Origin of the sequence: Rhodoferax saidenbachensis (assembly GCF_001955715.1) — a bacterium.
GTDB lineage: Bacteria > Pseudomonadota > Gammaproteobacteria > Burkholderiales > Burkholderiaceae_C > Allorhodoferax > Allorhodoferax saidenbachensis.
This window is the reverse complement of the sequence record NZ_CP019239.1, coordinates 876,177-895,212: the sequence shown is the minus strand read 5'-3', so window position 1 is coordinate 895,212 and position 19,036 is coordinate 876,177. Positions and strand designations below refer to the sequence as shown.

Below are 19,036 nucleotides of genomic sequence, written 5' to 3'. Positions count from 1 at the left end.
GTGTAGGGGAGTCGCCAAGTTGGTTAAGGCACTGGATTTTGATTCCAGCATGCGAAGGTTCGAATCCTTCTTCCCCTGCCAAATATGCTACCCGGAGTGGTCCGGAAGCGGATCTCACGGCGTACAGGCATCACACCAAATTCTTCGCTGGAACCCACATGCAGGCACCCAATACCCCTGATTTCATGGTTTTTACCGGCAATGCCAATCCTGGCATGGCTGCGGATATCGCCAAGCACCTGGGCATTTCTCTGGGTGCCGCGACCGTGGGGCGTTTCTCGGATGGTGAAGTCACCGTCGAAATCAACCAGAACGTGCGTGCGCGTGACGTGTTCGTGGTGCAAAGCACCTGTGCACCCACTAACGAGAATTTGATGGAATTGCTGATCATGGTGGATGCGCTCAAGCGTGCATCGGCCGAACGCATCAGCGCCGTGATCCCCTATTTTGGTTATGCGCGGCAAGACCGCCGCCCCCGCTCCAGCCGCGTGCCGATCACGGCCAAGGTGGTGGCCAACATGTTGCAAGCCGTGGGCGTGAACCGCGTGCTGACCATGGATCTGCATGCTGACCAGATCCAGGGCTTTTTCGACATCCCGGTGGACAACATTTATGCGTCCCCCGTGTTGCTGGGCGATTTGCGCCAAAAGAATTACGAAGACCTGATCGTGGTCTCGCCCGACGTGGGTGGTGTGGTGCGTGCCCGTGCGCTGGCCAAACAACTGGGCTGCGATCTGGCCATCATCGACAAACGCCGCCCCAAGGCCAATGTGTCCGAAGTGATGCACGTCATCGGCGAGATCGAAGGCCGCAACTGTGTGATCATGGACGACATGATTGACACAGCCGGCACGCTGGTCAAGGCCGCAGAAGTATTGAAAGAGCGCGGTGCCAAGAAGGTGTATGCCTATTGCACACACCCGATTTTCTCGGGTCCCGCGATCGAGCGTATTGCCAATGGCGGCGCGCTCGATGAAGTGGTGGTGACCAACACCATCCCTCTGAGCGCTGCGGCTTCGCAGTGCCAGAAAATTCGCCAACTCACCGTGGCACCGCTGATCGCCGAAACGATACAGCGCATTGCCAAGGGCGAGTCGGTCATGAGTTTGTTCTCGGACCAGGACAACCTCTTCTGAGGTGTCTGTACAACCTCTGCGGAGGTTGGGGACGGGACAAAAAGCAGGCGCCTTGCCAATACGGGTTTGAGGCGTCTTTTTTAATCGGAGTCACACTGGTCGCGGTGGACTCTTACTGGAGTAAGTTATGAAATTTGTCGCTTTTGAGCGCGCTAAGCAGGGCACGGGTGCGAGCCGCCGTCTCCGCAATACCGGTCGTACACCTGGCATCGTCTACGGTGGCAGCACAGACACCACACTGATCGAAATCGATCACAACGCGCTGTGGCACGCCATCAAGAAGGAAGCTTTCCACGCTTCCGTGCTCGACATGGAACTCGCTGGCAAGGAACACAAGGTTCTGTTGCGCGACGTGCAAATGCACCCCTTCAAGCAATTGATCCTGCACATTGACTTTCAGCGCGTGGACGAAAACACCAAGCTGCACATGAAGGTGCCACTGCACTTCAGCGGCGACGAGCTGTCCCCAGCCGTCAAGACCGATGGTTGCATCGCCAACCACGTTGTGACTGAAATCGAAGTGCTGTGCCTGCCCAAGGACCTGCCCGAGTTCATCGCTGTGGACCTGTCCGGCCTGAAGAAGGGCAAGTCCCTGCACCTGGCTGACCTCGTTCTGCCCAAGGGCGTGAGCGCTGTGACCCACGGCAAGAACAACCCCGTGATCGTTTCGGTCGTGCAAATTGCCAGCGCTGAGCCAGCACCTGCTGCCGACGCGGCTGCCGCACCTGCTGCGCCCGCCAAGGGTGGCAAGGCCGCTCCCGCTGCCAAGGCACCTGCTGCTGCCAAGGCACCAGCCGCCAAGAAGTAATCAGCGTCTGCTGACTGCTAAAACGGCCCACTTCGGTGGGCCGTTTTCATTTCTGCGTCTACCGTTAAACTCCAAAAATGATCAAGCTTTTTGTGGGCCTGGGCAACCCCGGCCCCGAATACGAGGGGACACGCCACAACGCCGGTTTTTGGTGGATTGATGCCTTGTCACGCCAATTAAAGGCACCGCTGCAGATGGACAAGGGTTACCACGGCCTGGTGGCACGCACCAGCATCAACGGCCAGAACGTGTGGCTGCTGGAACCGCAGACCTACATGAACGTGTCGGGCAAATCGGTGGCCGCGCTGGCCCGTTTCTTCAAAATTGCGCCACAGGAAATTCTGGTGGCGCACGACGAGATGGACATCGTGCCTGGCGAGGTCAAACTCAAACTGAGCGGTGGCCACGCCGGCCACAACGGGTTGCGCGACATCCACGCCCAACTGGGCACCGGTGACTACTGGCGCCTGCGCCTGGGGGTCGGTCACCCCGGTGTGAAATCCGAAGTGGTGAACTGGGTCCTTAAAAAGCCTTCGCCCGACCACCGCATTGCCATTGAGCAAAGCATAGACCGCTGCCTCAAGGCGGTGCCCCACTTCCTGACGGGCGAAATGGACAAGGCCACCATGCTGGTACACACCAGCAAACCGCCACGCCCCAAGCCACCCAAGCCCGTCGCAACGCCTCCCGAGTCCCCAGTCCTGGCCCCCGCAACCACAGAGTCCAAGGTGGAACCATGAAGAATTCTCTCGCATTTGCTACTCTTTTTATAGCTGCTTGCGCAATACCTACGGGGGCCTGGAGCCAAAAAGTCTATAAATGCGGGAGCAGCTACAGCCAGATCCCCTGCGCAGACGCGGTCACCGTAGATACCGGTGATGCGCGCAGCAAGGCGCAGAAGGTCGAGGCGGACAAGCAAACCAAACAGGACGCCAAGGCAGCGGACGCGATGGAAAAGGCCCGACTAAAGGAAGAAGCGCAGGCCCTGGCCCAGAACAAGATTGCGGGCAAGACGGCTGACAAAACCAAGGGCGCCAAAAGCAGCGCCAAGGCCGACACCAAGACAGAAGATGAATTGAAGAAGAAAAAGGCCAAGAGCAAAGAACCCGAGTTCTTCACCGCCAAATCGGCCCCAGACCCCAAGGCCGACGGCACCAAGAAGTAACCAGGCCGGGCTCGCCCGGTCTCAGGTTGCCGCGTCAGGCTTGGCGGCCACCAGTTGCAGGCGGCGGTATTTTTGCCACAGGGTTTCCTTGTCCTCGATGAACTGCGGGTTCACCGGGATACACGCCACCGGGCACACCTGCACACACTGCGGTTCGTCAAAATGGCCCACACACTCGGTGCACTTGTGCGAGTCAATCTCGTAGATCTGCTCACCCAGGTAAATCGCCTCGTTCGGGCACTCGGGCTCGCACACATCGCAGTTGATGCACTCGTCGGTAATGATCAGCGCCATGGCGGTAGAAACTCCATGCCCCGATTATCGCTGCCCGCCCCATAATGGCCGCCTCCCCGCTGCCATACCACTACTGCCGCCATGTCCACACCCGCCACACCTACGCTGCCGCTGCACGCCTGGAGCGCGCAGGCCCTGCTGCAGGCCTACCGGGCGCGTACGCTCAGCCCGGTGGAGGTGACCTACGCCGTGCTGGACCATATGGCCCGCTGGGAACGGCATATTTCTGCCAGCTACCTGTTGCGCCCCGAGCTGGCCCTGGCACAGGCCCAGGCGTCGGAAGCGCGCTGGCACCAGGGCACGCCCTGCGGTCCGCTGGACGGCGTGCCGGTCACCATCAAGGAAAACATAGCCACCCAGGGCGACCCCGTGCCTCTGGGCACGCTGGCTACTGACGCCACGCCCGCCCAGCGTGATGCGCCCCCTGCAGCGCGCCTGCGTGAGGCCGGGGCCGTGATGGTCTGCAAAACCACCATGCCCGACTACGGCATGTTGTCCTCGGGTGTTTCCACCTTCCACCCGCTCACGCGCAACCCGTGGGACCTGCGCAAAACACCGGGCGGCTCCAGCGCTGGTGGCGGGGCCGCTGCCGCAGCGGGCTACGGCCCACTGCACATCGGCACCGACATTGGAGGTTCGCTGCGTCTGCCCGCCAGTTGGTGCGGCATCTACAGCTTGAAACCCAGCCTGGGCCGTGTGCCGATTGACCCGGCATACACCGGGCGCGCCGCCGGCCCCATGACCCGCAGCGTGGCCGACGCCGCGCTCATGATGCAGGTGCTGAGCCAGCCCGATGCACGCGACAGCATGAGCCTGCCTGCACAGGCGATTGCGTGGAGTGAATGGGACGCACCGGCCGAGAAGCTGCGCGGCCTGCGCATCGGCCTGTTGATGGATGCGGGCTGTGGTCTGGACGTGGAGCCGGAGGTGCGCGACGCCATACTGCGCGCAGCCCAGATTTTTGAAGACGCGGGCGCTATGGTCGAGCCCATGTTGCCCTTCTTCACGCGCCAGATGCTGGACGGCATGGACCACAGTTGGCGCCTGCGCTCGCATGTGGACCTGGCCGCGCTGCCGCCCGACAAACGCAACGCCGTGTTGCCCTACATCCGCGACTGGGCCGACAGCGCGCAAGGAATGTCGGGGCCCGAGGCCTTTGCAGCGTTCAGCCAGTTCCACGCCACGCGCGTGGCCACGGTGAACGCCTGCAATGCGTTTGACTATGTGATCTCGCCCACGGCACCCATCGTTGCGTTTGATGCTGCACTGCCCTCCCCCACCCACGACCCATTGCGCCCGCTAGAGCACATTGCGTTCACCGTGCCTTACAACATGTCGGAGCAACCGGCCGCCAGCATCAACTGTGGCTACAGTGAGGCCGGTCTGCCTATCGGCCTACAAATTGCAGGTAAACGGTTTGATGATCTGGGGGTGTTGCAGGTCAGCCGCGCGTTTGAACGGCTGCGCGAAGCGCAACGCCCGTGGCCGGAGCCGCCTGTTGCCTGAACCGAGATCGCCTATTCGGCGAGGACTTCTTCCGGTGGTTTGACGATGATCACCGGCACACCGGATGCGTGCAGCACCTCGTTGGATACCGAACCCAACATGGCGCTGCGCAGCGCGCTCGCGCCGCGTGCACCCATCACGATCAACTCGCATTCAAAGCGCTCTGCAATGTCGACGATGGTGTGCGCCGGGTCGCCCTTGGCCACTTCACGCTCATAGCTGATCTTGGCCGCATCCAGCAATTCCTTGGCTGCCGTCAGCGCGTGCAGGCCGGCCTGCGCACTGACCCGGTTGATCAGCTCCGGATCGTGGGCCACCAGCACTTCATACAGATTGGCCGGCTCCTGCACATTGGCCAGAACCACGTTGATCTGCAGGCCGTCCTGGGCCATGCGCAGCACAAAACGCACTGCCTCCAGTGACAGCTCCGAACCGTCCACGGGCAAGAGAATCTTCATGCTGCTCTCCTTCTAAGGGGTTTGTAGCTTCGCCAGCAGGCGGGCATGGACCTCGGGCGTTACAAACTGGGCCACATCCCCCTTGAGCGTGGCAATCTCACGCACCAGGGTGCTGGAGATGTACTGGTAACGCGAATCGGGCGTGAGGAACACAGTGTCCACATCGGGTGCCAGCGCGCGGTTCATGCCGGCGAGCTGGGTCTCGTAATCAAAGTCCGTCACCGAGCGCACGCCGCGCAACATGGCACCGGCGCCCTGCGCCACCGCAAAGTCACGCACCAGACCGCTGAAGCTTTCCACACGCACATTGCCCAGTAGCTGGACCGCTTCGCGCACCGCATCCAGACGCTCATCCAGGCTGAACATGGTCTTCTTGTGGTGGGCGGCAGCCACGGCCACGACCACCGTGCCAAACAGGCGCGCACCGCGGCGAATGATGTCGAGATGACCCAGGGTGATGGGATCGAAGGTGCCGGGGTAGACGGCAATTACAGGGTTGGACATGGAGGACTTCCTTGGCTCAAACCATTATGCAGCGGCGGTAGCCAGGCGCAACAGGTGTGCGTGCACCGCACCCGCCTTGAGATGGCGGTACAGCACCAGCCCCAATGGCTCCAGTTGTTCGGCCGTCCACGCCACCGGCGCTTCCAGATAAATAAACCCCTGCGCAGACACGGCACGAGCCGCCGCGGTCACCGCGGGTTCAAACAGCGGCGCATCAAATGGCGGGTCCAGAAAAATCAGATCGCGGCTGGCTGGCGCCACGGTACGCAAGGCCGCCACACCGTCACCGCGTGTGATCTGGATGGCATCGGCCTGCAAGGCGATTTGCGTCTGCTTGAGCTGGGCCACCAGTGCGCCGTCCTGCTCTACGAGCAACACCTCGGTAGCGCCCCGCGAAGCGGCTTCAAAACCCAACACGCCCGTGCCCGCAAACACGTCCATGCAGCGCCAGCCGCTCAGGTCCTGGCCGAGCCAGTTGAACAGCGTCTCGCGAACGCGGTCCGGCGTAGGGCGTAGCCCGGGTTTGTCGGCCACCTTGAGTTTGGTGCGTTTCCACTGCCCGCCGATGATGCGGATTTCATGGGACTGGGGGGCGCGGGGGCGGGGTGGACGCTTGGCGGCGTTTGGGGTCGGGGCTTTGGCTTTCATGCAAGCAGCTTACCGCATGGCTACGGACGCGCCGATCGACATACTTGGTAACAAATTACCCGGGACACAAGCCGGAGCCGCCCCGCAGAATGGGCAGCAGATGAAGTCCCTGCTCGCCCACTTCCGTTTTGAGGCGCTGGCCCTGCTGGCGGCGGGGTTGTGTCTGCTGGTCTCTCCCTATCTCGCCCTGCTGCCTCTGGCCCTGGCGTTAGGTCGTCTGGGCATGCGGTTGCGCCTTGCGCTGCGCCAGCAGTCCGTGTTGCGCCATGAAATTGCCACGCTGGAGCGCAACGCGCAGCGTCTCAGGAACCAGGCTTTCACGGACAGCTTGACCGGCCTGGCGAACCGCTTGCTGCTGGCCGACCGTTTTCAGCTCGCGCTGGAACGCTCCAAGCGCAACCGGCTGGAGTTTGCGCTGTTGATGGTGGACCTCAATGGTTTCAAGGCCATCAACGACCAACATGGCCATGCGGCTGGCGATCTGGTGCTGCGCACCGTGGCCGTGCGCCTGCTGGCAGCGGTGCGCGCTTCGGACACCGTGGCCCGCATCGGAGGGGATGAGTTTGTTTTGCTCATCGAGTTGTTTGAAGACCCCGACGAACTGGTGTATATAGGCCGCAAGCTGATAGCCACCATCTCGGAAGACATCGCGCTACCGGGTGATAACACCGTGAACGTGGGTGCTAGCGTGGGCTTCGGGCTATTCCCGCACCATGGGACCAACCTGGACGACCTGCTGCACGTCGCAGACCAGGGCATGTACGACTGCAAGGCCTCCGGGTTGATGGAGTTACGTTAGTCATTCATTACCGAAAGCGCATTCAAACAGCATCAACCATCGTGCAATGTATTGTTGGTTAATGAAGCCCAGTCAATGTGCCAGCAACAAAATTCCAAAAGATATGGAGATGAACCCAAGACAGCACATAAAAGGAAAGTAGGCGCGATCCCCTCCAACTTCCAGCACTGCATGTGACGGTTGGCTCGGAGCGATATACACCGGAACCTCGGCATTTACTGGGTACTTTGCGCAAACACGGTCTGCTTCTGCCCGGGAGCTAAAGGAAATCAGACCGGATACAACAGTATTTCCTGTGAATTTCCGGCCAGCGTCTTCATATCGATAAGTTACCGTGGGAATATAGAGACCACTCTCCCATTTAACTTCTGAAGTCACGATCACACCAGGCACAAGCGTCCAATTGAATTGACTCTTGAATTTAGCGCGGCGACTAAGGCCGACAACGAACGTGCCAATACCGAGGATCAAGGCAACCCACGCCATACTGTGTTCAAAGCCGAACGTCATCGTTGTTGGATCTCTCGCAATTCAGTACATCGCATAAAGCGAAATTTTCTCAAAATACCGCCCATCGAAATCTCCTGAAAATAGCTTGAAATCTTTATGCGGAATTCTCGATAAGTTATATGCCGCATTGGAAACTCAAAAACAAACTAGCTCTCGTTGAATTCCAGTGAGTGCCGCAATACTGAAGCCGGTGAGCAATGGTTAAATTGTCGTGTCCGCTGGAACTCCAACTTCAGGCAAACCGCTAGGTCACCTCTCCCGCAGCGGCTTGCATGCGTGCACCAAGGAACTACTTCGCAGCGTCCTGCGCGCCCAAGACCACCGTCACCATCTTCCCGGGCTGCAGTACCCGCGCAAACGCGGCGCGGATGTCGTCCACGGTGAGCTTCTCAACCCGCTGGGCCCAGGTGTCCAGGTAGTCCAGCGGCAGGCCGACCCAGGCGATGTTGGCCACGTTGTCGAGCAGCTTGCGGTTGCTATCGATGCGCAGCGCGAAGCCACCGATCAGGTTGTCCTTGGCGGCTTGTAATTCGGCTTCGGTGGGGCCTTCTGTCACAAACTTTGCCAACACCTCACGCACCAGTTGCAGTGCCTGTTCGGCCTGGTCGGGGCGGGTTTGCAAACCAATGCTGAACGCACCTGCGTGCAGGCCCGGTGAGAAGCTGCTGGACACGCCGTAGGTCAGGCCACGTTTTTCGCGCACTTCGGTCATCAAGCGCGAGGTGAAGCCACCGCCGCCCAGGATGTGGTTGCCGACAAACAACGCAAAGTGATCGGGCGAACTGCGCGCATAACCGGGCTGCCCCACCAGCACATGGGCCTGGGCAGATGCGAAGGCGATGCGCTGGTCTGTAGCGGCCTGCAAGGGCTGCACTTCGGGCACAGCGGCCTGCGCGGCACAGGTACCGGCGGGCAGACGGGCGAAGAGTTGCGTCACCAGCGCATCGGCCTGCACGCGCGTGAGCGCGCCCACGATGCTGACCTTGGCCCCACAGGGCCGCACCACGCGCGTGTGCAGGGCGCGCATGTCCTGCACGGTGATGCGGTTCAGCGTGGCCTCGGTGGTTTCAAAACCATAAGGGTGCGTGCCGTACACCGCCTGGGTATAGGCGCGGCCAGCGAGCGTGGCGGGACGTGTGTTGGCTTCCTTGATGGACGCGATAAGTTTGGCGCGGTCGCGCAGCCAGACCGATTCCGGGTAGGACGGCTCGGCCAGTTGGCGCGCGGCCAGCGCGGTGGCACGGGCCAGGATGTCGGGGTAGGTCAGGCTGCGCAGGCCAAAACTCATACGGTCGGATCCTGCACTACCGCCAAACGAAGCGCCCAGATCGGCCCAGGCTTCGCTCAGGCCGTTTTCATCCAGTGCGGGCTCCTTGCCCACAGCGCGCACGCCATTGCCGGTGCCTGATGCGGTGAGGCTGGCCAGACCCACCTTGTCCGCCGTGTCGCGGCGTCCGCCAGCGTCCAGGTCAATCTGCACATCCACCATGGGAATGCCCGGGCTTTCCACCAGGAATACCTTCGCGCCCGAGGGCTGGGTCCACTGTTGGATAGGAATGGCCGCCCAGCCAGAATTCATAAGAAAAAGGCCTGTAGCCCCCGCCAATAGTGCGCGAGCAGCTCCTGTTTTGATAGTAATCATGAAGCGGGTGCTCAGTCGCGCAGGCCGGCCACGGGGGCGCGGGGCTTGCGGGTTTTGTCGATGGGCTGTGGCCACAGCGTGGCCACGGTGAGGGCGTCGTCGCCGAAGTATTTGGCCGCCACGGCCTGCACCTGCTGTGCGGTCACCTTGCGCAGGCGCGCGATCACGCGCTGGTCCGCGTCCAGCGCAAAACCGGTGGCCCAGTTCGCACCCAGCGTACGTGCCTGGTTGAATACGCTGTCCTGTTTGTAGATTTCACCCGCGACCCACTGGGTCTTGACGCGTTCCAGCTCGGACTCCTGGACACCGTCCTTGGCGATTGTGGCCACCTGCGCGCGCAGGGCCTGTTCCAGCTCGGCCGCCGTTTTTCCAGCAGCAGGAACACCCGAGAGCATGAAAAGCACCGGTCCGCGCGCGCTTAACCCATAGTGCGAACCGGCGTTGTCGGCCACGCGGTCGGCAGGCTGCGTCAGCGCACGGTCCAGGCGTGCACCCTCGTAACCGTCGAGAACGGCGGACAGCACGGTGAGCGCGAAGGCTTCGTCACTGGCGGCGTCCTGCACGCCGTCATTGAGTGCATTGGCAGCCAGCCCCGGCACCTTGAACGCCAGCGCCACATACGCCTGATCGGCCGGGGCCTTGAAGTCCATGCGGCGCAGTCCGCTTTGTGCGGGCTCTTCACGCGGCTTGCGCACGGGCAATGCGTGGCTGGCAATGCCGCCGTAGTACTGCTGCGCCCAGGTTCGGACCTGGGCCACATCCACATCGCCGGCAATCACCAGCGCCGCATTGGCGGGCGTGTACCAGCGTTGGTGAAAGGCGCGGGCATCGTCGGGCGTCATCGCGTCCAGATCACTCATCCAGCCCACGATGGGGCGGCGGTAGGGGTGGGCTTGGTAGACCTGCGCCGTCATGGCCTCGAACAGGCGGGCGTGGGGGTTGTCGTCGGTGCGCAGGCGGCGCTCTTCTTTCACCACCTCCAGCTCCTTGACAAACACCTCGTTGCTCCACTGGTTGTTGGCAAAGCGGTCGGCTTCGAGCTGCATCACCTCCTGCAGACGGTTGGCCGGAATCTGCTGGTAGTAGCCCGTGTAGTCCTTGGCGGTAAAAGCGTTTTCACGCCCGCCCAGCGCCGCCACACGGCGCGAGAAGTCACCTGCAGGCACCTTGGGCGTGCCCTTGAACATCATGTGTTCCAGCACGTGGGCCACGCCGCTGGTGCCGTCCACCTCGTCCATGGAACCCACGCGCACCCACAACATCTGCACCGCCGTGGGCGCGCGGTGGTCGGGTTTGACGATCAGCGTCATGCCGTTGGACAGGGTGAATTGCTGCACGCTGGGAGGTGCCTCCGCCTGCGCCACCAGCGGTGCCAGGCACAAGCTTATGACCAAGGAAGTGGGGGCCCAAAGGGACAAGAGGGGGAGAGAGAACCGGTGGGGTGGGTGTTTCATAGAATGGTGTGATTCTAAGAACGCACCAAATGTTCAGCTTTTTCAAGAAAAAAACTCCCCCACCTCCCGCCCCCCTTGCTGCGGATGCGCCCGCGCTACCGGCCGGGGGCTCCCTGATCGGCAGCGCGCTGGTCATCCCCATCGATATCCCCGACCCCGCCGCCCCCCCGCCCGAGCGGCAAAAGTGGCTGGACAAGCTCAAGGCCGGCCTGGGCAAGACGGCGTCCAGCATCTCGGGTGTGTTCGGTGGCAACGTCATCGACGAAGCGCTGTACGAAGACCTCGAAGGCGCGCTGCTGATGTCTGACGCCGGTGTGGCCGCAACGGAGACCGTGCTGGCCGAGCTGCGCCGCAAAGTCGCTGCCAGCGGCGTCACGCACCCGGTAGCACTCAAGAACATCCTGATCGCCACGCTGACCGATTTGCTCAAGCCGCTGGAAAAACCGCTGGTCATCGGCCAGCACACGCCCACCGTCATCATGGTGGCTGGCGTGAATGGCGCGGGCAAGACCACGTCGATTGGCAAACTCACCAAACACTTGAGCGACAGCGGCGCAAGCGTTTTGCTGGCCGCGGCTGACACCTTCCGCGCCGCGGCGCGCGAACAGCTCACCGTCTGGGCCGACCGCAATACGGTGGAAATCGTCAGCCAGGAAGGTGGCGACCCCGCCGCCGTGAGCTTTGACGCGGTGAGCGCCGGACGCGCACGCGGCAAAGACGTGGTGCTGATCGACACCGCCGGACGCCTGCCCACGCAACTGCACCTGATGGAAGAGCTCAAGAAGATCAAACGCGTGATTCAGAAGGCCGAAGCCTCCGCACCACATGAGGTGCTGCTGGTCATCGACGGCAACACGGGGCAAAACGCCGTAGCGCAAGTGAAGGCGTTTGACGACGCGCTGGGCCTGACCGGCCTGATCGTCACCAAGCTCGACGGCACCGCCAAGGGTGGTGTGCTGGCCGCCATTGCACGCGAGCGACCCATCCCGGTGTACTTCATCGGTGTGGGTGAACAACTCGACGAACTGGAAACCTTCAATGCGCGCGAATTTGCGCAGGCCCTGATCACTTAAAAGCCCTCAAGACCACCATGACCCACCCCACACGCCGCCACGTTCTCGCCTTGACCGGCGCCGCCCTCACTGCACCCGCCTTTGCGCAGAACAACGCCGCATGGAGCCAGGTGGAGCGCACCGCACGCGGGCAGACCGTGTACTTCAACGCCTGGGGCGGCGCGGAAAACATCAACGCCTACATCCAGTGGGCGGCCGCCCAGGTGCAGCAAAGCCATGGCGTGAAGGTGGAGCATGTGAAGGTGACGGACACCGCTGACGTGGTCAAACGCGTGCGCAACGAAAAGGCCGCGGGCAAGAAGGATGGCACGGTAGATCTGGTGTGGATCAATGGCGAGAACTTTCTGGCCATGAAACGCGAGGGCCTGCTGTTCGGCCCCTTCGCTGAAAAGCTGCCGTCCTACGCCTATGTAGACACACAAGGCAAGCCCACCACACGTTTTGATTTCTCCGAGCCGGTGGACGGCATGGAAGCCCCGTGGGGCATGGCACAGCTCACCTTCATGGCCGACAGCAAACGCGTGCCGTCCCCGCCCAAAAGCCTGACCGAGCTGCTGGCCTTTGCCAAGGCCAACCCGGGCCGTGTCACCTACCCACGTCCGCCCGATTTCCACGGCACCACGTTCGTCAAGCAGGTGCTGCTGGATGTGAATGCAGACCGGGCCACGCTGTACAAGCCGGTGACACCCGAAGCGTTTGCCAAAGCCACCGCACCGCTCTGGACTGCGCTGGATGCGCTGCACCCGCACCTGTGGCGCGCAGGCAAGCAATTCCCGCAAAACGCAGCCGCCGTGCGCCAGATGATGGCCGACGGTGAGCTGCTGCTGGCACTCACCTTCAACCCCAACGACGCGGCCAATGAAATTGCCGCCAAGCGACTTGCAGACAGCGTGGTCAGCTACCAATTCAGTAGCGGTACGATTGGCAACACACACTTTCTGGCGATCCCGGTGAACGCCCGCGCCGCCGCTGGCGCCCAGGTGTTTGCCAACTTCCTGCTAAGCCCCGCCGCACAGGCACGCAAGGCTGACATTGCGGTCTGGGGCGACCCCACCGTGCTGGCACTGCACAAGCTGCCGCCTGCTGAACGCGCACGTTTTGCCGCCAAGCCCCTGCCGGGCCAGGTGGATATTAGCGCCCCCGCCATCCCCGAGCCACACGGTTCGTGGGTGGACCTGCTGGAAAAAGAATGGGCGCGGCGCTACGGGGTGTGAAACACCTGAGCGCCAGCATCTAACGGATAAAAATACCAAGGAGAGAGACAGTGAAAAAAGTGCTTTTGGGATTGCTGGGAATCGTCGTGCTGCTGGTGGCCTATTTGTTCCTATGGCCCGTGCCCATCCAGCCCGTGGTGTGGGCCGCGCCCGCGGCGCCCGGTTACGTGGGCCCGCACGCGGTCAACACCAAGTTGGCCAACCTGCAGATCATTGACCTCAAGGGCGAGGTCGGCCCCGAACACATCCTGTTTGGTGCCGACGGCAAGCTCTACACCACAGTGGCCAGCGGCAACATCCTGCGCATGAACGCCGATGGCGGCGGGCAGGAGGTGTTCGCCAACACCGGCGGGCGTGTACTGGGTTTTGACTTTGACGCCAAAGGTAATTTGATCGCTGCCGATGCCGTCAAGGGTCTGCTGTCTATCGACCCCGATGGCAAAACCATCACCGTGCTGACCGACAAGGTGGGCAGTGACCCCATCCGTTACGCCGATGGCGTGGTGGTGGCGAAGAACGGCAAGATGTATTTGAGCGAAGCCTCCACCCGCTTCGCGCCCAAGGACTGGGGCGGCACCTTTGAGGCCAGCGTGCTCGATATCCTGGAGCAGGCCTCTACCGGCCGCATTCTGGAATACGACCCCGCCACCCAGGCCACCCGCATCGTCGCCAAAGGCCTGGCCTTTGCCAACGGCGTGGCACTGAGCCAGGACGAACAAACCCTGTTTGTGAACGAAACCGGCAAATACCGCGTCTGGAAAATCGCTGTGGCAGCCAACAACCTCGATGTGACCCAGCCCAACCCGCAAGCCAGCGTGCTGCTGGACAACCTGCCCGGCTACCCGGACAACCTGATGCGCGGGCTGGACGGCAAGATCTGGGTGGGCCTGGCCAAGCCGCGCAACCCCACCATCGACAAGCTCGCTGCCAAACCCTGGATGCGCAGCCTGACGCTGCGCCTGCCGCGTGCGCTGTGGCCCATCCCCAAGGCTTATGGCCACGTGTTTGCCTTCACCGAAGACGGCAAGGTCGTCGCCGACCTGCAGGACCCCACGGGTGCTTACCCAGAAACCACGGCCATCACCGAAACCAAAGACCGGCTGTATGTGCAAAGCCTGCACGCGCATGGCTTGGGTTGGTTGCCGAATAAGTAGCGCCCCTGCTTTCGCGGACAATGGCGGGTCAATAGCAACGACCTTTTGCACCCGCCATGACTGCCCTCCTCCCCCGCATCGAACTCGAATCCGCCCCCAACCCCACTGCCGCCGTCATCTGGCTGCACGGCCTGGGAGCGGATGGCAATGACTTTGCCGGGCTGGTGCCCGAACTGGATCTGGATGGCTGCCCGCCCATCCGTTTTGTGTTCCCGCACGCGCCCAAGATTCCGGTCACCATCAATGGCGGTTACGTCATGCCCGCCTGGTACGACATCCTGGGTGCGAACCTGGTGGACCGGCAGGACGACCGCGGTATCCAGAAATCCGAATGGGCGATCACCGCGCTGATTGAGAACGAAGTCGCGCGTGGCATCCCGTACGAGCGCATCGTGCTCGCCGGCTTCAGCCAGGGCTGCGCCATGGCGCTGCACACCGGCCTGCGCCTGCCGCACAAACTCGCAGGCATCATGGCGCTGTCGGGTTACCTGCCGCTGGCCGACCGCTTCCCCTCGGAGCGCCACGCCGCCAATGCCAAGACGCCCGTCTTCATGGCGCACGGCACGGCCGACCCAGTGGTCATTCTGAAACGCGGTGAAGATTCGCGCGACGCGCTGGCCGCAATGGGCCACCCGGTGCAATGGCACACCTACCCCATGCAGCACAGCGTGCATCCGAGCGAGATTGCCGACATTGCGGTCTTTCTGAAACAGGTCCTGACATCCAGCGCAGCGTGAGCGGGGACACCACCACACGCCCGGTGGTACTGGGCATTGACTTTGGCACTTCCAACTCCGCCGCCGCGCTGATCGCGGCCGACGGCACACTGCAGGTCGTTCCACTGGACGGCGCACGCAGCGAGATGCCCACCGCGCTGTTCTTCGCCAGCGAAACCCACACCGTGTTGTTTGGCTCCGAGGCCATGCAGGCCTATCTGGCGGGCACCGAGGGGCGGCTGCTGCGCTCCCTCAAGAGCCTGCTGGGGAGCAGGCTGATGGACGAATACACCGCAGTGGGTGACAAAAGCATTCGCTACTTCGACATCGTGGTGTTGTTCTTCAAAGAGCTCAAACGCCGCTGCGAAGCCCACGCAGGCCATGCGCTGACCCACGCCATGCTGGGCCGCCCGGTGCACTTTGTAGACGACGACGCCGACCGCGACCTGCTCGCGCAGGAAACGCTGGGCAAAGCCGCGCAGGAAGCCGGCTTCACCCACATCGCCTACCAGTTGGAGCCGATTGCCGCCGCGCTGGACTATGAGCAGCGCGTGGCGCAAGAAACCAGCGCGCTGGTGGTGGACATTGGCGGCGGTACATCCGACTTCACCGTCATCCGCCTGAACCCGGCGCGAAGCACGCAGAGCGACCGCACCGCCGACATCCTGGCCACCACCGGCGTACACATCGGCGGCACCGACTTTGACCGCCTGCTGGACCTCGCCACCGTGATGCCACTCTTGGGCTACAAACATGTGGGCACGGGCGGGCGCATTGTGCCCAACAGTGTGTTTTTTGACCTGAGCACCTGGCACCTGATCCACCAGGCCTACACACGCAAGTCCATGCACTTTGCCCGCGAGTTATGGACCGCCTACACCGACCCGGCGCTGCACACGCGCCTGATGGATGCGCTGGAAGGCCAACACGGCCACCGCATGCTGGCGGGTGTGGAGGCCGCCAAAATCGCCTGCTCCATCAGCGGCGACAGCGCCGTGGTGGATCTGGATTTTCTGGACCGCACACTCACGCCCCACATTGACGCGCAAAGCATGGAGCTGGCCCTGCACACGTCCATCGCCCAGGTGGTGCGGTGCGCGCAAGACTGCGTGGCGGCTGCGGGCCTGCAAGCGGTGGATGCCGTGTATTTGACCGGCGGCTCGTCTGCCCTGCGCACCCTGATAGCCGCGCTGCGCCAGGCCATGCCCCAGGCCACGCTGGTGGAGGGCAACCGGTTTGGTGGTGTGGCCGCAGGACTGGCCTGGGCCGGGGCGGTACAGCAGTTCTAAATTGCTACTGTTTTGGTAGCTGCCTGCGCATGCTGCATGCGGGCTAGAGGCCTATTTCATGCGTAGATCTAGCGCAGAAGCTAGCGACGACGCAGGAAAGGCAGCATGGCGGCCAGCACACCGTCCCGGAGGAGAACATGGTGGAAGATGGCTGCAGCAGCGTGCAGGCCGGCGATCCACATGATGGCGTCGCCCAGCAGTCCGTGCACATCGCCCCAATCGGCAAGGCCGGCGATGGGGGACTCGGCAATCAGGGGCATCTGGTCGATACGGATACCGCCCAGCAGCGTGAGAGGGTGCCCTTCGCTGCCCAAAGCCACAATCGCCGTCACCGGCAAGGCAAGCATCAGAGCCCACAGCGCCAAATGCGTCCCTTTGGATGCCAGACGCATCCACGGTGCCATGGAAAATTGAGGCACGGCAGGACGCAACGCCACCCACAGCAGACGCAGCACCGTTAATGCGAACACCAGCAGCCCCAGAGACTCGTGCCACACGATGTCGCTGTGCGTCGCCGGGTCCACGCCGTTGCGCATCAGGCGGCCAAACCCGCCGGGCCCCAGGATGAAGGCGGCAGTCACTGCAACAGCGGTGATCCAGTGGAAAGCACGACTCGCAAGGTCGTAATAGCCTGAAGATTTTGGGCGCATGGCCTCTCCTGAAGATTTTAGGGAGTATGCGCCCTACCAGACAGCACGGGAGGCAGACACAAGCCCCCTGAAGCGAGCTCCAGGGGGCTTGTGCACGGCCCATAGGGCGACTACATCAGAACTTGTAGCCAACGCCCAGCGAGAAGACGTTCTCACGCAGGCTCGATGTGGTGCCCGTTCCGAAGGTCACATCCTTGAACTGGTTCAGGTCGTAACCCGCTTGCCAGTACATGTTTTTGTCCAGCATCTGGCGCACACCAATGCCGTAGCCCACGCCCTGCACATCGGCAGAGCTGCTGCCGTCATTGGACGCGGCAGATCCGTAAATGGAAGACAGCTTGCCGTAGAGCTGAAAGTCATTGGACAGCGCGATGGTGGGGATGACGTCAATCGAATACCGGTTGTTGATATTGGCCGCGGTGCCGTTGGCGTAGGTGCCCGTCTGGTGGTTACCCGAGCTGTAGGAAGCACCCAGGCCGATGGCGAAATTGGGGGCCAGTGCCCAGTCATAACGGCCCTGCAAACCGAGGGCCGTGCTCTTTCCTGTATCAGACGTTCCATCCGTCGCACTGGAAGACCCCGCAGAGAATTCAGCGTTGGCGCCGATGCTCAAACCAGAGAGATCTGCCGGGCCCGCCGCAAAAGCAGAAGAGGCTGCAAAGGCGCCCAAAGCGACAGTCGTCAGAAGCAATTTTTTCATGGAGAAGATCCGAGTTAAGGGACCTTCATGGTCGCGGCGGCGCGTAAAGCTGCGTTTGCAGTTGGGCAAAAGGCGCGTAAAAAAGAACGCCTGGGTTGTAAACAAATGTGAAGGCGGCGATGGCCCTCACACGCGCCGGTTCCCACGCCTTAGCTGCGTTGCAGCTGCGCCCCTTTGCCGTCGTCGTCACACGTCAACACAAAGCTGCCGCGAATACCTGCGCTGGTCACAAACGGTTGCAGCAGCGTTGCGGGAAACTGCACCTTGCGCCCGTCCGCACACCGGGCCAGCACATTGCGCACTTCACCGCGGTAGTACGGGAGGTATTCCAGAGAGGAGATATGGAGGCCAAATTCGAAGCGGATCATGGTCAGGATGCTATCGCGTCGGCGCACCAGGGGCTGCGACCGTACGCTGTCCCACAGACAGGCCGACCGCCGCGCACTACGGTCACTCCATCGCCTACACAGCCAGGAGAAGCCCATGACCCGATTCGCCGCCCAGCCGCGCAACCCCACGGCCACAGACAAAGACCTTGCCGACCAGGCCCTCCCCGGCCATGGCATTCCGTCGCAAGACCCAGATGCTTCGGCCCAGGTGGCGCTCAATCCACACGACGCACAACGCGAGGCCAAGTCGGTCTTGATCGGTGGCGGCGCGGTCGCCGGTGCAGCCACAGGCGCTACCATCGGTGTGGCGGTGGGTGGCCCGGTGGGCGTGGTGGTCGGAGTCACCGCAGGGGCCGTTGCTGGCGCACTGGGTGGGGCTGCCGCGGGAGCCGCAGCGAACCCGAAAGACCCGGACCCTGCGGACGATGCCCCGTCGGTGCGCTTACCCGTTGATACGGCTAGATAGGAGACCAGAGGCAGTTTTCGTCTTGCAATAAACCAGCTTCTCCCGCTGATCCGGCAGACGGCTGTACGCATTTTTCTCCAGCATCGCGACCATGGCCGGAAACTGGTGTGATGTTTTGACGGTAATCCGCTGGTAGCCGTTGGCCCAGACCCACTCTTCTTGCGCCGCAAGAAGAAACTGCGCGATACCCCGCTTGCGGTACGCAGGAAGCACCCCGCCGACCCAACTATAGAAATGGTCGCAGGACAAAGCGTACCCGACCTTGAAACCCGCTGGCTGACCATCGATTTCGGCGATCAGAACAATGTGGGGGTGGTCCGCCACTCTGGCCGCGTAGTAACTCAGTGCTTCGCCCTGCTGGAGTTCTGGAATATCACAAAGCAATGCGATGGCTTCTTCCAGTGAACCTTCCCGTGTCTGCATCGTGCGACTTAAAGTGGAAATGACCATTCCACAGCACT

Annotated in this window: 23 protein-coding genes and 1 tRNA gene; 13 read left to right on the top strand and 11 right to left on the bottom strand. The window is 62.2% G+C overall.

The genetic code is table 11. The features are described from left to right. Nucleotides 1-4: 4 nt before the first annotated feature. The 5 genes from RS694_RS04305 to RS694_RS04285 all read left to right on the top strand — a co-directional run bounded on the left by RS694_RS04305 (nt 5) and on the right by RS694_RS04285 (nt 3,109). Nucleotides 5-81 (top strand) — tRNA-Gln (locus RS694_RS04305). A gap of 77 nt (nt 82-158) precedes the next feature. Then, nucleotides 159-1,136 carry a ribose-phosphate pyrophosphokinase gene (locus RS694_RS04300; RefSeq protein ID WP_029709636.1) on the top strand — a complete coding sequence of 326 codons (978 nt, stop codon included), beginning with the start codon at nt 159-161 and terminating at the stop codon, nt 1,134-1,136. Between the two features lie 127 nt (nt 1,137-1,263). Continuing rightward, nucleotides 1,264-1,944: a 50S ribosomal protein L25/general stress protein Ctc gene (locus RS694_RS04295; RefSeq protein ID WP_029709635.1), complete on the top strand. Its 681-nt coding sequence runs from the start codon at nt 1,264-1,266 to the stop codon at nt 1,942-1,944. A gap of 77 nt (nt 1,945-2,021) precedes the next feature. Further along, nucleotides 2,022-2,684 carry an aminoacyl-tRNA hydrolase gene (gene pth, locus RS694_RS04290; protein ID WP_029709634.1) on the top strand — a complete coding sequence of 221 codons (663 nt, stop codon included), beginning with the start codon at nt 2,022-2,024 and terminating at the stop codon, nt 2,682-2,684. Continuing rightward, a complete protein-coding gene (locus RS694_RS04285) occupies nt 2,681-3,109 on the top strand; it encodes a hypothetical protein (RefSeq protein WP_029709633.1) in 429 nt (142 codons plus the stop codon). The genes pth and RS694_RS04285 overlap by 4 nt, the downstream gene beginning before the upstream one ends. 21 nt (nt 3,110-3,130) lie before the next feature. On the opposite strand, the gene RS694_RS04280 is transcribed toward RS694_RS04285, so the two are convergent. After that, nucleotides 3,131-3,403, bottom strand: coding sequence for a YfhL family 4Fe-4S dicluster ferredoxin (locus tag RS694_RS04280; RefSeq protein ID WP_029709632.1), 273 nt, complete (start codon nt 3,401-3,403; stop codon nt 3,131-3,133). An 81-nt stretch (nt 3,404-3,484) separates the two neighbouring features. Here RS694_RS04280 and RS694_RS04275 point away from each other — a divergent pair, with 81 nt between their 5' ends. Next, nucleotides 3,485-4,909: an amidase gene (locus RS694_RS04275; RefSeq protein ID WP_029709631.1), complete on the top strand. Its 1,425-nt coding sequence runs from the start codon at nt 3,485-3,487 to the stop codon at nt 4,907-4,909. An 11-nt stretch (nt 4,910-4,920) separates the two neighbouring features. On the opposite strand, the gene RS694_RS04270 is transcribed toward RS694_RS04275, so the two are convergent. Genes RS694_RS04270 through rsmD form a run of 3 tightly spaced genes read right to left on the bottom strand, consistent with a single transcriptional unit; the run spans nt 4,921 to nt 6,519 of the window. Continuing rightward, a complete protein-coding gene (locus RS694_RS04270) occupies nt 4,921-5,367 on the bottom strand; it encodes a universal stress protein (protein ID WP_029709630.1) in 447 nt (148 codons plus the stop codon). Nucleotides 5,368-5,379: 12 nt separating this feature from the next. Continuing rightward, the gene (gene coaD, locus RS694_RS04265; RefSeq protein WP_029709629.1) at nt 5,380-5,871 is read right to left on the bottom strand and encodes a pantetheine-phosphate adenylyltransferase; all 492 of its coding nucleotides are present in this window, start codon (nt 5,869-5,871) and stop codon (nt 5,380-5,382) included. Nucleotides 5,872-5,895: 24 nt separating this feature from the next. Then, complete coding sequence (gene rsmD, locus RS694_RS04260; protein ID WP_076069380.1) at nt 5,896-6,519, bottom strand: 16S rRNA (guanine(966)-N(2))-methyltransferase RsmD; 624 nt, start codon at nt 6,517-6,519, stop codon at nt 5,896-5,898. Nucleotides 6,520-6,619: 100 nt separating this feature from the next. Between rsmD and RS694_RS04255 the strand changes: the two genes are divergently transcribed. Continuing rightward, nucleotides 6,620-7,318: a GGDEF domain-containing protein gene (locus RS694_RS04255; RefSeq protein WP_152528919.1), complete on the top strand. Its 699-nt coding sequence runs from the start codon at nt 6,620-6,622 to the stop codon at nt 7,316-7,318. Nucleotides 7,319-7,390: 72 nt separating this feature from the next. Here the strand turns inward: RS694_RS04255 and RS694_RS04250 are convergent, their stop codons facing one another. The 3 genes from RS694_RS04250 to RS694_RS04240 all read right to left on the bottom strand — a co-directional run bounded on the left by RS694_RS04250 (nt 7,391) and on the right by RS694_RS04240 (nt 10,924). Continuing rightward, the gene (locus RS694_RS04250) at nt 7,391-7,828 is read right to left on the bottom strand and encodes a DUF3592 domain-containing protein (protein WP_076069374.1); all 438 of its coding nucleotides are present in this window, start codon (nt 7,826-7,828) and stop codon (nt 7,391-7,393) included. 289 nt (nt 7,829-8,117) lie between these two features. Beyond that, nucleotides 8,118-9,470 carry a M16 family metallopeptidase gene (locus RS694_RS04245; RefSeq protein WP_029709828.1) on the bottom strand — a complete coding sequence of 451 codons (1,353 nt, stop codon included), beginning with the start codon at nt 9,468-9,470 and terminating at the stop codon, nt 8,118-8,120. Between the two features lie 11 nt (nt 9,471-9,481). Continuing rightward, the gene (locus tag RS694_RS04240) at nt 9,482-10,924 is read right to left on the bottom strand and encodes a M16 family metallopeptidase (protein WP_076069372.1); all 1,443 of its coding nucleotides are present in this window, start codon (nt 10,922-10,924) and stop codon (nt 9,482-9,484) included. Nucleotides 10,925-10,953: 29 nt separating this feature from the next. Here RS694_RS04240 and ftsY point away from each other — a divergent pair, with 29 nt between their 5' ends. The 5 genes from ftsY to RS694_RS04215 are packed head-to-tail and all read left to right on the top strand — an operon-like array spanning nt 10,954 to nt 16,370. After that, nucleotides 10,954-11,997, top strand: a complete 1,044-nt coding sequence (gene ftsY, locus RS694_RS04235; protein ID WP_076069370.1) for a signal recognition particle-docking protein FtsY — start codon at nt 10,954-10,956, stop codon at nt 11,995-11,997. 17 nt (nt 11,998-12,014) lie between these two features. Then, nucleotides 12,015-13,211: an ABC transporter substrate-binding protein gene (locus tag RS694_RS04230; protein ID WP_029709484.1), complete on the top strand. Its 1,197-nt coding sequence runs from the start codon at nt 12,015-12,017 to the stop codon at nt 13,209-13,211. Between the two features lie 50 nt (nt 13,212-13,261). Further along, on the top strand, nt 13,262-14,365 hold the full coding sequence (locus RS694_RS04225; protein WP_241464199.1) for an SMP-30/gluconolactonase/LRE family protein: 1,104 nt from the start codon (nt 13,262-13,264) through the stop codon (nt 14,363-14,365). A 56-nt stretch (nt 14,366-14,421) separates the two neighbouring features. Beyond that, on the top strand, nt 14,422-15,102 hold the full coding sequence (locus RS694_RS04220) for an alpha/beta hydrolase (protein ID WP_029709486.1): 681 nt from the start codon (nt 14,422-14,424) through the stop codon (nt 15,100-15,102). Beyond that, nucleotides 15,099-16,370: an Hsp70 family protein gene (locus RS694_RS04215; protein WP_029709487.1), complete on the top strand. Its 1,272-nt coding sequence runs from the start codon at nt 15,099-15,101 to the stop codon at nt 16,368-16,370. Before RS694_RS04220 ends, RS694_RS04215 begins: the two co-directional genes overlap by 4 nt. An 80-nt stretch (nt 16,371-16,450) precedes the next feature. Here RS694_RS04215 and RS694_RS04210 read toward each other — a convergent pair whose 3' ends face one another. The 3 genes from RS694_RS04210 to RS694_RS04200 all read right to left on the bottom strand — a co-directional run bounded on the left by RS694_RS04210 (nt 16,451) and on the right by RS694_RS04200 (nt 18,088). Continuing rightward, entirely contained in the window at nt 16,451-17,020 is a 570-nt protein-coding gene (locus tag RS694_RS04210; protein ID WP_029709488.1) for a cytochrome b, read from the bottom strand. Nucleotides 17,021-17,135: 115 nt separating this feature from the next. Beyond that, entirely contained in the window at nt 17,136-17,720 is a 585-nt protein-coding gene (locus RS694_RS04205; protein ID WP_029709489.1) for an outer membrane protein, read from the bottom strand. A gap of 149 nt (nt 17,721-17,869) precedes the next feature. Then, nucleotides 17,870-18,088 carry a DUF2835 domain-containing protein gene (locus RS694_RS04200; protein ID WP_029709490.1) on the bottom strand — a complete coding sequence of 73 codons (219 nt, stop codon included), beginning with the start codon at nt 18,086-18,088 and terminating at the stop codon, nt 17,870-17,872. 115 nt (nt 18,089-18,203) lie between these two features. Between RS694_RS04200 and RS694_RS04195 the strand changes: the two genes are divergently transcribed. Then, complete coding sequence (locus tag RS694_RS04195) at nt 18,204-18,575, top strand: hypothetical protein (RefSeq protein WP_051392106.1); 372 nt, start codon at nt 18,204-18,206, stop codon at nt 18,573-18,575. Here the strand turns inward: RS694_RS04195 and RS694_RS04190 are convergent. Further along, the gene (locus tag RS694_RS04190; RefSeq protein WP_081708720.1) at nt 18,552-19,025 is read right to left on the bottom strand and encodes a GNAT family N-acetyltransferase; all 474 of its coding nucleotides are present in this window, start codon (nt 19,023-19,025) and stop codon (nt 18,552-18,554) included. The genes RS694_RS04195 and RS694_RS04190 overlap by 24 nt on opposite strands. Between the last annotated feature and the right edge of the window lie 11 nt (nt 19,026-19,036).

Excerpts from the sequence above, each read along its gene's own strand:
- RS694_RS04245 (WP_029709828.1), bottom strand. The coding sequence starts at position 9,470 with ATGATTACTATCAAAACAGGAGCTGCTCGCGCACTATTGGCGGGGGCT.
- rsmD (WP_076069380.1), bottom strand. The coding sequence starts at position 6,519 with ATGAAAGCCAAAGCCCCGACCCCAAACGCCGCCAAGCGTCCACCCCGC.
- RS694_RS04190 (WP_081708720.1), bottom strand. The coding sequence starts at position 19,025 with ATGGTCATTTCCACTTTAAGTCGCACGATGCAGACACGGGAAGGTTCA.
- RS694_RS04230 (WP_029709484.1), top strand. The coding sequence starts at position 12,015 with ATGACCCACCCCACACGCCGCCACGTTCTCGCCTTGACCGGCGCCGCC.
- RS694_RS04220 (WP_029709486.1), top strand. The coding sequence starts at position 14,422 with ATGACTGCCCTCCTCCCCCGCATCGAACTCGAATCCGCCCCCAACCCC.
- coaD (WP_029709629.1), bottom strand. The coding sequence starts at position 5,871 with ATGTCCAACCCTGTAATTGCCGTCTACCCCGGCACCTTCGATCCCATC.
- RS694_RS04300 (WP_029709636.1), top strand. The coding sequence starts at position 159 with ATGCAGGCACCCAATACCCCTGATTTCATGGTTTTTACCGGCAATGCC.
- RS694_RS04270 (WP_029709630.1), bottom strand. The coding sequence starts at position 5,367 with ATGAAGATTCTCTTGCCCGTGGACGGTTCGGAGCTGTCACTGGAGGCA.
- RS694_RS04255 (WP_152528919.1), top strand. The coding sequence starts at position 6,620 with ATGAAGTCCCTGCTCGCCCACTTCCGTTTTGAGGCGCTGGCCCTGCTG.
- RS694_RS04205 (WP_029709489.1), bottom strand. The coding sequence starts at position 17,720 with ATGAAAAAATTGCTTCTGACGACTGTCGCTTTGGGCGCCTTTGCAGCC.
- RS694_RS04210 (WP_029709488.1), bottom strand. The coding sequence starts at position 17,020 with ATGCGCCCAAAATCTTCAGGCTATTACGACCTTGCGAGTCGTGCTTTC.
- RS694_RS04285 (WP_029709633.1), top strand. The coding sequence starts at position 2,681 with ATGAAGAATTCTCTCGCATTTGCTACTCTTTTTATAGCTGCTTGCGCA.
- RS694_RS04200 (WP_029709490.1), bottom strand. The coding sequence starts at position 18,088 with ATGATCCGCTTCGAATTTGGCCTCCATATCTCCTCTCTGGAATACCTC.
- RS694_RS04295 (WP_029709635.1), top strand. The coding sequence starts at position 1,264 with ATGAAATTTGTCGCTTTTGAGCGCGCTAAGCAGGGCACGGGTGCGAGC.
- RS694_RS04195 (WP_051392106.1), top strand. The coding sequence starts at position 18,204 with ATGACCCGATTCGCCGCCCAGCCGCGCAACCCCACGGCCACAGACAAA.
- RS694_RS04280 (WP_029709632.1), bottom strand. The coding sequence starts at position 3,403 with ATGGCGCTGATCATTACCGACGAGTGCATCAACTGCGATGTGTGCGAG.
- pth (WP_029709634.1), top strand. The coding sequence starts at position 2,022 with ATGATCAAGCTTTTTGTGGGCCTGGGCAACCCCGGCCCCGAATACGAG.
- RS694_RS04275 (WP_029709631.1), top strand. The coding sequence starts at position 3,485 with ATGTCCACACCCGCCACACCTACGCTGCCGCTGCACGCCTGGAGCGCG.
- RS694_RS04240 (WP_076069372.1), bottom strand. The coding sequence starts at position 10,924 with ATGAAACACCCACCCCACCGGTTCTCTCTCCCCCTCTTGTCCCTTTGG.
- RS694_RS04250 (WP_076069374.1), bottom strand. The coding sequence starts at position 7,828 with ATGACGTTCGGCTTTGAACACAGTATGGCGTGGGTTGCCTTGATCCTC.
- ftsY (WP_076069370.1), top strand. The coding sequence starts at position 10,954 with ATGTTCAGCTTTTTCAAGAAAAAAACTCCCCCACCTCCCGCCCCCCTT.